Here is a 15078-nt window from a genome sequence, read left to right on the forward strand (position 1 = left end):
CAAGCGCGGAGAGGGAGAAAAGGCGTAGTTTCAGAATTAGAACGTATTCGAGGGACTACACCCATGAAACTAGAAACCATTATCGCTGAACGAGTGAGCCAGCTAAAGTTGTTTGCCGCTTGTTACTTGAGCAACTCTAGTCGATGGCATGATTTCTGGTACAAAAATCCCGCTGCTGCCTGACCGCGCTTTTTTTCGTTCACCCAATAAACACAGACTCAGCAAGCGATAGCAAGTTGCTACTGTAGGATGAAGTAGCCATCTGCTGTATTGCCGCCGATTTTTGCTGGTTTTCTATGTCTATTCCTCGCGTTGTTCTACATAAACACAAAGCTGATGCCGTCAAACGGTTTCATCCCTGGATTTTCTCCGGTGCAATCAAGCAAACCGAAGGCGAACTGCGGGAAGGAGCAGTGGTTGACGTGTATAGCCATGCAGGAGAGTTTTTGGCAACTGGTCACTACGGAACAGGCACGATTGCTGTCAAAATTTTTGCTTTTGCACCTGTTACCGATTTAGAACAGCTATTCCTAGAAAAACTGCATACCGCCTATCAACTCCGGCAGCAGCTCGGTTTAGTCAACAGTCCCACCACCAACTGCTATCGCTTGATTAATGCAGAAGGCGACGGATTTCCTGGCTTAATCATCGACTGGTATAACGGTGTCGCAGTCATGCAGGCCCATTCGATTGGCATGTACGAGCAGCGCGCGGTTTTGGTCAGGGGTTTACAGCAGATCTATGGTGCAGCACTAAAAGCGGTTTACGACAAAAGCGCCTCGCTGTTGTTTCGCCATGCGGCCTCTCAGGATGCTTCTAGGCGGGACCAGTACTTACTAGGCGAATCTGGCCCATTAGAGGTGATGGAATTTGGACATCGCTTTTTAGTTGATTGGGAGACGGGGCAAAAAACTGGCTTTTTCCTCGATCAGCGCGAGCATCGAGCCTTGTTAGCCCACTATGCCAAAGATCAGAAAGACCGCGCAGGATGGGGAGGCGAAGTCCGGCAAAAAAGACCATGCGTGGATAGTTACATTTGCGCCCGCCTATCAACCTGAGATAGCGGTCATCGGGCTTATTGAAAACGTAGGGTTCGGTGGCGCACACGCAGGACCCGCCGTCCGCGGAGTTTACGAAGCTTATATGGCAAAGCGAGCACCGCAACCCGTGAACAATGATGAGGTCTCACGCCGCTGATCGGCGAAACAAATGGTAGCGATAATCGACAAACGTGACCTTAGAGACTTTGATTGGCTGACTTCATTCCTGGCCATCGCCATCGCGTCGTTTGGTATCTGGCAGATCTACAATGCACAGCCTGGTGAGGGTTATTGGTCCAAACAAATCATCGGCCTCGCGATCGCGCTCTTCGCTTTTATTGTCGTTGCTCTTAGCGATTTCCGGAGAATAATTGAGTTCGCACCTTTCTTTTATGGTGGTGCGCTTTTGCTGCTTTTCTTGGTCTTAACACCTCTTGGCGTCGAGGTAAATGGCCAGCGGGCGTGGCTCTGGCTTCCGCTGATCGGACAATTTCAACCTTCTGAATTTGCAAAGATCCCTACTGTTTTAATGCTCGCCCGTTACTTCGGAGCACGAAAACCAGGCTCGTTACGACTAAAAGAGGCCCTGATCGGAACGGCAATACTCGCCGGGCCGGTCGGGCTGATTATGCTGGAGCCGGATGCGGGTCAAGCCATCACATATTTTCCTATACTTGCCGCGGTGTTCTTTCTTTCGGCCATTAAGATCCGTTACGTTGTTTTGGCTTTTGTAGCCGCGGCGGTTTTGATCCCATCATCATATATGATCGGCGTTCAGACCGGTGTCATAAAGCGATATCAACAAGAACGGATAATGGCGATCATAGATCCGGAGAATGCTGACCCTCGCGGATATGGTTATCACACAGTTCAATCGATGATCACCGTGGGAAAAGGCGGTCTTGCGGGTATCTCTGATAGCGAAACTTCGCAGAGCGTTTTGAAGTTCCTTCCGGAACCACACACGGACTTCATTTTTGCCGTAACTGCAGAGAATACGGGCTTTATTGGCTGCATATCGCTACTGTTGGCATATGCCTTACTGCTTTCAAGATTAATTGCCGGAGCCCGTGAGGCTAACGAGCGTTCCGGAATGCTTGTTATAATGTCCATTGCCACCGCAATGGCATTCCAGATATTTATAAATATTGGAATGACCCTGGGTTTTTTGCCCGTCATCGGCGTTCCGCTGCCGTTGATGAGCGCGGGGCTTTCGGCAATACTCTCGACGTTCATCGCGATCGGCTTTGCCGTAAGCATAAGAATGCGTCGATTTGTTAATTAAGAGGTCTTATGGCTCGTGAAAAGCGTATAGTTGAACGTGAGGTAAGAAGTGTTGAGCGGAAAGCTGGCTGGGGTGCTCGTATCGCATGGTCATTGGTCGCTCTCCTTTTGGCAGGTGCCGCAGGAACGTTGACCGGCCTGCTAGCTTCCTATTACCTGAACAATTCGCGATACTCTGTCGAGGTATCGGCCCTGGCAAGCTATCGTCCGCCGCAGGTTACGACGATCTACGCTGATGACGGAGAAACAGTACTGGCGGAATTTGCCATTGAAAAACGCATACCGATACGGGAGCAGGATATCCCACAAAAGGTGGAAGACGCGCTCATAGCGATCGAGGATTTTCGCTATTATGATCATATTGGCATCGATCCCTACCGTATTCTGGGCGTAGTTTACAAGAACCTGACCTCCGGAACTGTCGAAGGTGCATCCACCATTACACAGCAGCTCGCTAAGAATCTTTTTCTATATAAGGACCAGACATATTCACGAAAAGTTAATGAATGGATGGTCGCTCTACAGATCGAACGCTTCTACACAAAACGTCAGATACTTGAAATGTATATGAACTATGTGTTCCTTGGCGCAGGGGCATATGGTTTTGAGGCTGGCTCGCGAACATATTTCGGTAAATCTCTAAAAGATCTGAACCTAGAGGAAGCTGCTCTCCTTGCCGCTATACCGAAATCGCCGGAGTATTCGCCGACCCGCAATTTACAGCGAGCTGAGATACGGCGAAACATCGTGCTGGATCAAATGGCCAAGTATTTTCCGGAGCGATATTCTCTCGCTGAGGTCGAGGCGGCAAAAGCTCGTCCCATCAAACTTGCCGACACAGCATATTACCAGGCACTTCCAAAATCGACCGCTTGGGATTATCCGGTCGAAGAGATACGCAAATATCTTGAGGATCGTTACACCACGCGGGTTGCGCAAGGTGGATTAAAGGTTTATTCAACAATAAATGTAGAGGCTCAGAAGATAGCGACAAAAGTGATCCGCGAAAAACTGCGTGCCTTTGACCGCGGTAGGCGTTGGCGCTCGGATTATCAGAATATTCTTGTCGATCCGGACGGTGAGCCGCTCACGGATCCAAAAGATATTGAGAAAACTTTGAATGCCTTCAAGCATGCCGATTGGTACGGCGACGAGTACGAAGAAGGTGAATACATAAAGGGGCTTGTTATGAAGGCAAACTCCGCGACTGACCAGGTTGGCATCCGTTTCGGCAGATACAAGGCAGTAGTCGGGCGCGGTAATATGGGTCGAAGCGGCAAAAGGCCGACCGAAGAATTGAAACCCGGCTTCCTTGCGGAGTTCCTTGTTAAAAAAGTCGATAACGCCAACAAATCTCTAGAAGTAGAGCTGTCGCAGGTTCCTGAGATACAGGCCTCGATCGTTTCTATCAATGTCAAGAATGGTGAGATCGTTGCAATGGTAGGCGGCTATGATTTCCACACCAGCAAGTTCAATAATGCCACACAGGGTTTACGCCAGACCGGATCTGCGTACAAGCCATACATATATGCCGCAGCGGTCGAAGATGGCATGACGCCGGATATGCTTGTCAGCGGTGCCCCGATCAAACGTGGCGGTTGGCAGCCATCAAATTATGACGGCTCGACAAGCCATCCTAATGTCCCGATGAAGGTAGCGCTTGCTAAATCTTACAATCTCGCCGCAGTTCATTTGCTTGAACAGGTTGGCATACAGGCCGGAGCGCAAATGGTTCGTCGGTTTGGAATAACCCAGCCGATGGCCCCAAGTCTTCCCTCCGCGCTCGGAGCATCTGAAGCTTCGTTGCTTGAAATGACCGCTGCTTACGGAGCATTTCCAAACAAGGGTGTCCGCGTTCAGCCGCATCTTATCCGAAAGGTTTACAGTCGTGATGGCACCCTGCTTGAAGAATTTGACGGCTCAAGTTCAAAGGTGATGAGCGAATACGTAGCTCTTACAATGGTCGATATGATGCGCGGTGTTACCTCCGGAGGTGGTACGGCCAGCGGTGCGAATGCCGCCGGGCATCCGCTTGCGGGCAAGACCGGCACCGTGAACAACCATACTGACGTCTGGTTCATTGGCTATACACCGGGATATTCGACAGGTGTATGGATGGGAAATCCGCTTAGGAAAGAATCTCTGGGACGCGGAATGACCGGCGGAGGCACGGCACTTCCGATATTCAATGGCTTTATGTCCCAATTTATGAAGGACAAGCCGCGAGAAAACTTCCCGGCCGTTCCGCCGATGCCCGCGGAGATACGCGCCCGAATGGAACGGAACAAGCGTGAGGAGCTTGAAAAACTAGCCCGTGCGGATCTTGCAGCCGCCAAGACCTCGGATGGAACAACCACACTATCGTAAGGGCGAAGCATTTGCGTCAGAAGCTCTGTAGCTATGCCTTGGATTCATTTCGCAAATGCTTCGCCCTGACTATGGCTAATTAACCAGACTTGAGATAACTCGCTTTGGTGCGAAGCTCTAGCCTATTTCATCGTTGCTGCTAAACGCTCTTGTAGCTTGGCTTTGGCTGCTTTGAATTCGGTTGCGAGCCGCTCTTTTTGCTCATCGCTACAGTTATTGCGGATGGCAGCAAACATAGTGCTTTCTTCCTGACGCACGTGATCCATCACTGCATCCTTCAGGCGCTTGACCTGCTGCTTGAACTCGGAAGACGACGGACTCATTGCTTTGATAGAATCCAGCATCAACTTCATTTCGGCTTGCTCGTCATACAGCTCCTGAGTATCGCTTTCGCCATAGAAGGAACGAACGGCTGGATACACTACTTGCTCTTCGGCCTCAGCATGGACCGTTAGATCCTTGTAGATTTGACCGAAGTATTCCTGGATCTTTTGCGGATTATCGCTGCCTTCGATCTGCGCAAACAGCATGTTTACTTTCTGGTGATCCATGCGGATGACATCTTGAATATTCATTTCATCATCCGTGCGGCTAACCACGCTACCGGCCACACCGGACAGAGCGGCTACGGCATCTTGAACTCGTGCCCACAGCCCTTGCTCGGCCTCTTTACCGGTGAGTTCACGCACGCCAATAACCTCTAAAACCCCCTTCAGTTGTTCTTGGTGAGCGCGGTTCTCAAAGTTGACTGTATTCAGCGGCGTAATGGCAGCTTCTACATCAGCCCCGACAACTTGGGCGGCTTTGTGGATCAGCAACCCACTCATCGTCTGGCCATGCTTGAGCAGTTCATGTTGGGCGAACTTTTCATACAGCGACAACTCCGAACCCTGCATCAACCGCTTGACGCTCTTGACCATTTCCTGGGTGGTAGACTTGGGTTCACCCTTAACGCCATACTGAACGATCACCGTTTCGAGAATGCCCATATTCTTCCGGTCATCCTCTAGCATGTCTTGCAGACGCTGACGAATTTCTTCATCATTACATGCTGACATCAACGTTTGCTCATTCTCCATTAGCAGTGCCTGAATCTCTTTCATGTCTGCTAACTTTGAAGCGATAGCTATCCGCTTGGCGTCATCTAAACTGGTTACCATTGCTAGTTCTCCCTCAAAAGATTGTTGCTCTATGCACAACTGCTTTCACGGTGACATAGCCAAATTCCCCACTCATCTCTCGTGAGGCGGATCTGGCTACAGAGGCTGCCTAAAGGTAGAGCACCAAACAACCGTTGCTTTTGCTGACTTCTGTCTAAAGAGAGAGTACCAAGGTTACAAATTGTTATTACTGTGTAAAAGTGCAGAGTATCCTGGTTCCTCTTATGGAGAGTCTTTCCTCAGAAAATTCACCAGCCAATTCGCTAGTATTCAATTCTGCTTCTGCTTCTATCGATTCTATCACCCTGTTTAACTCAGAGGTATCTGAATATTTTTCTGCTGCGCCTTCTAGCACTTCTGCTTCAGACCAATCTGTTCAGTCTGATTGTTTGGAAGAGCTTCAGTCTGATCGACCCAATCGGAATGCGTTCGTATTCGGATTCACGCCGCAGGCAGAGCTGTGGAATGGTCGATTGGCAATGCTGGCAATTTCTACTTTTCTGATCCTGAGGGTGATGGAAGTTAATTTGTAGCTTTTTAGTTCCTATTCAAATTCATAGAGATTTATACCTCTTTATCACTTCCACTGGAGTCATCTATGCAAGCATTTGATGTTGTCATGATTGGGGCAGGCCACAATGGATTGACCTGTGCCGCGTATTTGCTCAAGGCAGGCTACAGTGTGCTGCTGCTAGAGAAACGATCCGTTCCCGGAGGCGGTGCAACTACGGAAGAACTGTTGCCCGACGAAGCTCCTGGTTTCAGGTTTAACCGCTGTGCTATCGACCACGAGTTTATCCACTTAGGTCCGGTTGTAGAGGAACTGGAGTTAAGCAAGTATGGCTTGGAGTATCTTTTCTGCGATCCGGTAGTATTTTGCCCTCATCCCGACGGCAAGTATTTTTTGGCTCACCAGTCGGTAGAAAAAACTTGCGCTGAAATTGCTCGGTTCAACACACGAGATGCTGAGAAATACGCTGAATTTATTGACTTTTGGCAGCGCCTACTCAAAGGGATGATCCCGATTTTTAACGCGCCGCCCAAATCGATCGTTGATATTCTAGGCAATTACGATTTTGAGAAAATTAGGGATCTATTTTCGGTCCTGGGTGCACCCAACAAAACGCTGGATTTGATTCGCACCCTCTTGACTAGCGCCGAGGATATGCTCAACGAGTATTTTGACTCGGAATTTCTCAAAGCCCCCTTGGCTCGTCTGGCTTCCGAGATGGGAGCACAGCCTAGCCAGAAGAACTTGGCAATTGGGGCAATCATGATGGCAATGCGGCATAATCCGGGCATGGCCAGACCTCGTGGCGGCACAGGTGCTCTGACTCAGGCGCTGTTGAACTTGGTGAAAAGCTTGGGAGGACAAATCCTGACCGACCAAACGGTCGAAAAAATTCTGATCGATAATGGTCGGGCTGTGGGTGTGCGGGTCGCTGGCGGGCAGGAATATCGAGCCACTAAAGGCGTGATTTCTAACATTGATGCTAAGCGAGTATTTTTGCAGCTAATGGATAAGTCCGAACTGGATCAGGCCGATCCAGAGCTGCGGGAACGGTTGGAGCGACGCATTGTGAATAACAATGAAACGATCTTGAAAATTGACTGTGCCCTGTCTGAAGCACCTCGATTTGAACATCATCAGCATCAGGATGATTACCTGATCGGTTCGGTTTTGATTGCCGATTCGTTTAAACAGGTGGAGTTGGCCCATAGTGAACCCAGCATTGGTCGCATTCCCGACGCCGATCCCTCGTTCTATGCGGTTGTCCCCACCATGCTCGATCCATCGATGGCTCCTGCGGGCCAGCACACGCTTTGGATCGAATTCTTTGCGCCTTACCAAATTGAGCCAGAGCAAATCGATCCGCAAAATCCAGGCTTGAAAGGCACGGGTTGGACCGATGACCTGAAGCATAAGGTCGCCGATCGGGTGATTGATAAGTTGGCCGAGTATGCTCCTAACCTGAAGCAGTCGATTATTGCTCGCCATGTCGAAAGTCCAGCAGAACTGGGCGAGCGCTTGGGGGCTTACAAAGGCAACTACTATCACATTGATATGACGCTAGAGCAAATGGTGTTCTTCCGTCCGTTGCCAGAACTAGCCAATTACAAAACGCCAATCGAAGGGCTATACCTGACGGGAGCTGGCACCCACCCCGGTGGTTCAATTTCCGGTATGCCGGGTCGTAACTGTGCCCGTGTATTTCTGCATACTCAGGAGCCTGTCGCACAGAAAATTAAGGAAGTACGCGATTCGGTTCTCTCCACGGTAGAATCTGTCTTTAAGGGATAGTGGTTTCTACCTTAATTAGGAGTGAGGCGCAGTGTGGAACCTGTAAGATCAAGTCGTACCGATAGGTATGGATAGATCTATTTCTGCAGGTGTACCCCTATGCCTCATTTTCGTTTGATGATTCTCTTGCCGTCAAGAGTTAGGAGGAAGCGTTGTCACAAGTCTTGATTTTGGGAGGACAAGGTAGAATTCGGAACTACCAAGATATGTCGCAAGATTGCAGCTATGGCACAACTTACATTAAAGAAGTTGGCTCCCAACTCTGGCAGGATCTTTCAAAAGCAACGGGTGAAAAGGTAACTAAAAAGAATTTGCATCTTGTTTTGCGACAAGACAAACGCCATTTAGCGGAATTTAACCAAGAAACCATTCGTAAGACGCAAGGAACTGTCGGTGAATCCGTCGCAGCATCTGGAGCCGTACCTGCAGCAACACCTGCGACTGAATCAAACCTCAGAGCCTTCTTGGAATTCCCTTCGGGACTGGTACCAGCAAATTCTCCCTTCTATGTTGCTCGTCCTCCTATCGAAGAACTGGCGCTAGCAGAAATCACCCAACCGGGCTGTGCCCTGCGAATTAGAGCGCCCCGCCAAATGGGAAAAAGCTCACTGCTGACCCAGATTCTGACTCACGCGGCGGTACAAGGCTGTCGGTCCGTTTATATCGACTTTCAGCAGGCAGATAAGGCGGTGTTTGAGTCGCTGGATCGGCTACTGCGTTGGCTTTGTATAAATGTCAGCAGGAAGCTGGATCTGAATCCAGCCCTTGCAGCCTATTGGGATGAAAGTATGGGCAGCAAAGTCAGCTGTAGTGTGTATTTTGAAGCTTATTTGCTAGAGCAAATTCAGTCGCCAATTGTGCTGGGGTTAGACGAAGTGAACCGGATTTTTGATTATCCCACTGTAGCTGATGATGTTTTGTCGATGCTGCGCTATTGGCACGAGCAGGCTAAACAAGAGACGATTTGGCGTAAGCTGCGCTTCATTGTTGTTCAAAGAACGGAAGTGTATACCTCGGCTGATTTTCAGCAATCCCCCTTTGATGTAGGGCTAGCACTGACTTTATCTGCCTTTACACTGGAGCAGGTGCAGGATCTGGCATTGCGATATGGGTTGCTGTGGGCATCGGAGATTGATAGCCCGCAATTAGTTGGCCTCGACCAACTGCTAGGAGGACACCCCTACTTAACCAACTTGGCGTTTTATCATCTGCGTCGTGGTGTGCTCACCCTAGAGCAACTGTTGGATACTGCTGCAGAACCCAGCGGCATTTATGGTCAATATCTACGAGACCATTTGGCCATTGTGCAAAATGAACCGGCTCTGGTGCTAGCCATGCAGCAAGTGCTCAACTCCGACATAGGAGTTCGCTTGGAGACCCTTAAGGTCGCCTACCAACTCGAAAGCTTGGGATTAATCCAGCTAAATGGCACACTGGCAAAACCAAGCTGTGAGCTTTACCGCCTTTATTTTAAAAAGCACTTGGCTGATTGTTCTGTGCCTTGTGCTTAGCAGATTGAAAGATAGGATGCAAGCCACTACTTGGTGTCTGCGACTTCGGGTAAGGGCCGTGGCTGATAGGGCATGGGAATGTATTGAACCGAGGGGCGTCCGGTCATTGGTTGAGGATACAGCTCCATGAGATTATAGATTTCTAGAGGCAGTCCTACCGTAATCGGCAAACCCAATTCCTTGGCTTCTTCAACTAGGATGGGATAGTCGTGGGTGACTCGGCCTGTGGTCAACGCCTCAATAATCCGGTCAATATTTTCTGGATTAATTTTCTGCTGCGGCACCTCATCCTCCAGCAAAGCACGCACAAACCGCTGCACCTGTCGAATTGCTTTGCGGGCAATATCGGCTGTGATCAGAGTCTGGTCATCAATATCACCCACGGGTTTATCTTCCACCACCCGCAGCACGCTAGCCGCTGGCGTATTGCCAAGCTGAGGATCGACTGGACCCAAGACAGCATTTTCATCCATGACGATTTCGTCGGCTGCCATGGCTAGCATGGTGCCGCCACTCATCGCATAGTGGGGAATAAATACAGTCACTTTGGCGCGGTGACGCAGCAAGGCTCTGGCAATCTGTTCGGTAGCAAGCACTAGCCCGCCCGGAGTATGCAGAATCAAATCAATCGGCACGTCGGGGGGCGTCAGGCGGATGGCCCGCAGCACCTGTTCGGAATCCTCAATATTGATAAAGCGAGAGAGGGGAATCCCCAACAGGCTAATGGATTCTTGGCGGTGAATCATCAGGATCACCCGGCTGCCGCGCTGTTGCTCCAAGGCTCGAATGGCTGCCAGCCGACGAGATTCTACGATCCGCCGCTGAATGACCGGCTGCAACGAAGAAATGAGAATGAAGATCCCAAACAGGTCAAAAAAGCTCATGCAGACTCCTTCCCGATTCGGCACATCAAAGGTGATTAATGGTAACCAACACCCTGAAGTAGGAAAATGATGACCTTCAGGTGCCAGATCTGCCAATCATTAAAGCGGACAGACCGCCAAACAAAAACTACCTAAAGAGGAATCATACAGGGGTTTTTAGCTGAAAGCGAGGGGAAGGCAAGCCAGTTGTCAGTTCCTGCAACGTAGGCTCACTTAGGCTGTATCTCAAGTTTTGCTTGGTCGGTCTAGTAAAGTTGGGAACTTGTACTGATTGTTCAACATAAGGCTAAACATACAGCAATTTATCTGATAAGCCTATATGTTAGACAGCTTATGAAGCAACTATTCGAACGTTTATCCGCTCAATTCTATCCTTTTCGTTCCTTTAGCAATTCTTAGAATCGTAATTCAATCTGTTAACTCGTAAAGATCATAACGTAGGCTCCGTCAGGTAATGGTTAAGCTATCAGCAGGAGTACCTTCGGCTAAACCCTTATCTTCCTATACTTCGGTAGCTTTACAGATTCTGATGCTATTGAATTGAATCAAATTTCAGTAAGTTCACCATGAAAACGTTTAATGGCTAATCTGGGAGTATCAAGTGGCTAAAGCCTTTTGAATCCATCTTTTCAGCCAATAAAAGCAGCTAAAATCGTGCAGACCTTGAAGAAACTTTAAGCAATTTCGACGTAGCTTCACCAGAACTTTACAGTGCTATTTGTTACAAGTTTGAATAATGTATTTAGTATAGTTACGGGATATCACCGTCCTACTTAGTAGTATTTTGTCTTAGTTGTGTTCTCCTGTGTAGTGTTTTGCGAGAATTACCAGTTTTGAGCGGATGGACGATGAAAAACCAAATCGCAGATCAGACTAGTAGGGCAAATTCCTCAAACCAAGTCTGCTCAGCCGGTTAATCCAATGATTTGGCGCTCCTGTAGTCCTAACGTTCTGCCGGTGGCGAGTCAGATGGTTGCGCTCTGCGCACAGAACGCGCAGGCATTCGATCAATGGATTAATTGGGCTGTCTTGCTTTAGGTGGACTTACTGAAGCTGAGCAATCTTGGCGCTATTGACTAGATGGTGAGCCAGCTTTGAACAGGCTGGTAATTTAGCCCTGCCCATTTTGCTTTTGTTTTTCTGATTCTAGCTTTTCTGATTCTAATTTTTCTGATTCTTTTTTCTGATTTTGGTGTTTCTGCTTAGATCTGTCTGCCTGCTGGAGGGAGGCATCTATCCTGCTAGCGCACCCATTTCTGTGACTGAACTTGCTGTCGGTTCAGGGTGGGTTAAGAAGTGCCACACTTCTGCGCCAGTTTTGTTTTATCTAGCCCAATCCCTTAGCTCGAACAATCAAAGGAACTCATGTTGAAACCAACCCGAATTGCCGATACGGCTTCAGCCAATCAATTGATTAAGCTATGGGCAGCTCGATATATGCCCGATTTATCGGTTCTGCCGGCTGATTAGGGTAATTTCCCTTCTCGATCGCCGATCTGCCGAGGCTGTAAGCAATGCTGCTCAGGACGATCAGTGCCGTGCTTACCCATATCGGCATCGGAAGGGTAAAAGGCCGCCACTCCAGCACATTATTTGTTGAAATAACGACATACGCACCAATGAGGCCGCCGAAGGTCATAAGCACAACTAACAGGAGAAACCAAGTTACGACCTTTGCCTTGTCCGGAGTCGTTTGCTCTTCATTGTCCTTCGGTATTTCTTGCCCTTTTTCTTTCCAAGGGCCATCATCTTCCGAACCGCCTCCGCCTTTTCCTCTACCATTGTTACCGTTCGGCGGATCGCCGGAGCCGATGCTTAGGATCGGCTTTCGTCTTATCTTTTCCGGTTCTAGTGTATCGATCGTTCCAATCTTCATAGATCTCAAGCTCCGAGCACCAAGAGAAGAAAATATACCGGCAAATACACTATCGAGACCAGGATAAGTTTTCGGTATAGTCTATCGGTTCGCGATCTTGTCGCTCTGACCGTCTCAACAAGATACCAAATACCCAGGATCAAAGCTCCAATCAGAAAAACGTATCCACCCAGTCCGATCAGGTAGGGCGCTAGCGAAAGTGGAAGAAGAGCGGAGGCAAAAAGTATCATCTGCCGTGCCGTCGCATTGCCTGAGTTTTCTACCACTGGAAGCATCTTGATCCCAGCCCGGGCGTAATCATCTTTATAAAGCAAAGCGATCGCAAGAAAATGCGGATACTGCCAAAAAACCATCACACCGAAAAGTATCCAGCCACCGAGCGATACTTCCCCTGATGCCGCGGCCCAGCCGAGCAAAGGCGGCATAGCTCCGGGAACGGCACCGATCGCAGTAGAATAAGGCGTTCTTACTTTAAGCGGAGTATAGATAAGTACGTATCCTACTATCACCACCAGACCTAGCAGTGCAGTAAGCTGATTCACGAATACAAGCAAATAAAATTCGGCCAATATGCAAAGTGCCAGACCGAACAGAAAAGCCTGTGTAGCAGAAAGCCTTCCTGAAGGGATCGGGCGATCTTGTGTTCTTAACATCAATGCATCAGTTTCGCGTTCCATCCATTGATTAAGGGATGCAACCCCGAATGCCAGAAGCAGGATGCCCAGCATAGAATGAAAGAAAAGAGGCAGGTCAAACCGCCCCGCAGACCCAATATAGAATGCTGCGGCGGCAGTAAGAACAAGAGTGATCGCGATCCGAGGCTTAGTGAGCTCGACAAAGGCCTCCAACCGTTCCCGGAGCGTCAACGGCTCTGTTTGTTGTAGTTCAGTTGCCGCATCGATCATAATTGATTCAGTGCCCAGAATACCTTCCCCAAGTGCATACTCCAAACTTTTTAGATAACAAGGTGCTTCTATCTTTTAGAAGTTTGCCTAATTTTTCAGCGGATGACATTTAAGTTTGTCTAAGTTATTTTAATTATATACCAATGTCAGCACTAGAGCAGACAATTCAAAATGAAAAGGTTCGAAGCACATCGCATAGAAGTCTGGTGGAACGTTTTATCGGGTTGATAAGTTCTGTTAGATTCGGTGTTGTTCTGTTGTGTGTTCTGGTCTTTCTTTCGATGATCGGGATGCTCATCGTTCAACAGAACGTGAATGGCTTCGATGCATATTTTGCTTCGCTTACGCCAGCTGAGAAGGCCGTTTACGGTGCACTTGGGTTTTTCGATATATATCATACCTGGTATTTCAATCTGCTTCTCCTGATACTTTCACTGAACATAGTTCTCGCCTCGATCGACCGTTTCCCATCAGCGTGGAGCTACATAACCGATCCAAAACGTGTATCAACACCAGAATGGCTTAAGGGGTTAAAGCTGAATGAAACGATACAGGTACAAAATCTCGATCGCGCTGAGGTTGTTGAACGGATCTGCAGATCATTAAGTTCTAATGGTTTTACCCCGCGCGTGACGGAATCCGAATCGATCGCATATCCGACCGATGAACAAGGACGCAAAGATTTTTCTCGAACCATAAAGCAGCGGTCCACAACCATCTTTGGCGAACGCGGGAAATGGAACCGAATTGGTGCATATCTGGTTCATGTGGCCCTTCTAACGCTTTTTCTTGGGCATTTTGTCGCGAATATCACAGGGTTTGATGCTGACGTTCAGATGATCCCGGGTGATGTATCCGACAAGATCCAGATGATCAGCATAGATCTGGACAAGCGTGAGAAATACGACGTTCAACTGCCGTTCACACTGGCGTGTACGGACATAGAACAAAAGTTAATCGACCCACGTGAAGGGATCGGCGTTGCAAACACCCTTGATTGGCGAACCCAGATACGGATCGATGATCCGGAATACGGTACGACATTCGCGGACGTCTCAATGAACAACCCATTTAGCTATCGAGGCTTTCGCTTCTTTCAGGCAGAGGCATCACGAATGGGAAGTGCAAGATCTATTGATCTTGACGTACGATCAGAAATAAGCGGAACCACACATCGACTCACGATCCCTAGGCTTGGCAATGCCACGCTTCCGGACGGCACGCTTGTGGAATACGACGAATTTTTGCCCGATTTTACCTTCAATGCGGAAGGAAAGCCGGACACACGCTCCGGCGATTACAACAATCCGGCTGCGGTACTAAGCGTTACTCCTCCTGCAGGCGAAAGACAGCGTGTCTTCGCATTTGAAAGCGGCAAAGCCGAAAACATTCCTGTCGGAGCACCAAAAGCTGGATATCTTTGGCGTATCTCCGGCTATGAAAAGGTTCCATTCGCTCATGTTCTTTCGATAAAGTACGATCCCTATAGTGGAGCCTTCATTGCTTGGTATTTCGGGGGATTCGGGCTGATATTAGCTCTTTGTTTTGTCTTTTTCTTTTCACATCGCCGTGTGTGGGCTACTCTGCAATCAGAAGAAAATGGCAAATTCATTGTTACTTTGGGCGGAGATGCAAATCGTAACCTAAGTGCTTTTGAAAGCTCATTTGTAAAGATCACAGAATCTATAAAGACAGAATTTGGTTTGTTTACAGGACATTCCAGGATTGAAAACTAAATAAGGTGTGAAT

Annotated in this window: 11 protein-coding genes; 7 read left to right on the forward strand and 4 right to left on the reverse strand. The window is 48.6% G+C overall.

Annotation, left to right across the window (positions count from 1 at the left end; genetic code table 11):
- Window positions 1–296: 296 nt before the first annotated feature.
- The 3 genes from JVX88_RS13625 to JVX88_RS13640 all read left to right on the forward strand — a co-directional run bounded on the left by JVX88_RS13625 (window position 297) and on the right by JVX88_RS13640 (window position 4691).
- A complete protein-coding gene (locus JVX88_RS13625) occupies window positions 297–1058 on the forward strand; it encodes a class I SAM-dependent rRNA methyltransferase (RefSeq protein WP_211627791.1) in 762 nt (253 codons plus the stop codon).
- A gap of 151 nt (window positions 1059–1209) precedes the next feature.
- Window positions 1210–2325 carry an FtsW/RodA/SpoVE family cell cycle protein gene (locus JVX88_RS13635; protein ID WP_211627793.1) on the forward strand — a complete coding sequence of 372 codons (1116 nt, stop codon included), beginning with the start codon at window positions 1210–1212 and terminating at the stop codon, window positions 2323–2325.
- A gap of 8 nt (window positions 2326–2333) precedes the next feature.
- Entirely contained in the window at window positions 2334–4691 is a 2358-nt protein-coding gene (locus tag JVX88_RS13640; RefSeq protein ID WP_211627794.1) for a penicillin-binding protein 1A, read from the forward strand.
- Window positions 4692–4813: 122 nt separating this feature from the next.
- On the opposite strand, the gene JVX88_RS13645 is transcribed toward JVX88_RS13640, so the two are convergent.
- On the reverse strand, window positions 4814–5851 hold the full coding sequence (locus JVX88_RS13645) for a hemerythrin domain-containing protein (protein WP_211627795.1): 1038 nt from the start codon (window positions 5849–5851) through the stop codon (window positions 4814–4816).
- Window positions 5852–6075: 224 nt separating this feature from the next.
- Between JVX88_RS13645 and JVX88_RS38355 the strand changes: the two genes are divergently transcribed.
- The 3 genes from JVX88_RS38355 to JVX88_RS13660 all read left to right on the forward strand — a co-directional run bounded on the left by JVX88_RS38355 (window position 6076) and on the right by JVX88_RS13660 (window position 9664).
- Window positions 6076–6384, forward strand: coding sequence for a chlorophyll a/b-binding protein (locus tag JVX88_RS38355; RefSeq protein ID WP_225931407.1), 309 nt, complete (start codon window positions 6076–6078; stop codon window positions 6382–6384).
- A 65-nt stretch (window positions 6385–6449) separates the two neighbouring features.
- Window positions 6450–8153 carry a beta-carotene ketolase CrtO gene (gene crtO / locus JVX88_RS13655; RefSeq protein WP_211627796.1) on the forward strand — a complete coding sequence of 568 codons (1704 nt, stop codon included), beginning with the start codon at window positions 6450–6452 and terminating at the stop codon, window positions 8151–8153.
- Between the two features lie 152 nt (window positions 8154–8305).
- Window positions 8306–9664, forward strand: coding sequence for an AAA-like domain-containing protein (locus tag JVX88_RS13660; protein WP_211627797.1), 1359 nt, complete (start codon window positions 8306–8308; stop codon window positions 9662–9664).
- A 26-nt stretch (window positions 9665–9690) separates the two neighbouring features.
- On the opposite strand, the gene JVX88_RS13665 is transcribed toward JVX88_RS13660, so the two are convergent.
- From JVX88_RS13665 to cyoE, 3 genes are all read right to left on the reverse strand, one after another.
- A complete protein-coding gene (locus tag JVX88_RS13665; protein ID WP_211627798.1) occupies window positions 9691–10548 on the reverse strand; it encodes an SDH family Clp fold serine proteinase in 858 nt (285 codons plus the stop codon).
- A 1414-nt stretch (window positions 10549–11962) separates the two neighbouring features.
- Window positions 11963–12424, reverse strand: coding sequence for a hypothetical protein (locus JVX88_RS13670; protein ID WP_211627799.1), 462 nt, complete (start codon window positions 12422–12424; stop codon window positions 11963–11965).
- A 5-nt stretch (window positions 12425–12429) separates the two neighbouring features.
- The gene (cyoE, locus tag JVX88_RS13675; RefSeq protein WP_211627800.1) at window positions 12430–13329 is read right to left on the reverse strand and encodes a heme o synthase; all 900 of its coding nucleotides are present in this window, start codon (window positions 13327–13329) and stop codon (window positions 12430–12432) included.
- A 206-nt stretch (window positions 13330–13535) separates the two neighbouring features.
- On the opposite strand from cyoE, the gene JVX88_RS13680 reads away from it, so the two are divergent.
- Complete coding sequence (locus JVX88_RS13680) at window positions 13536–15065, forward strand: cytochrome c biogenesis protein ResB (RefSeq protein WP_211627801.1); 1530 nt, start codon at window positions 13536–13538, stop codon at window positions 15063–15065.
- Window positions 15066–15078: the final 13 nt, after the last annotated feature.

The sequence above is a fragment of the Leptolyngbya sp. 7M genome, assembly GCF_018128485.1.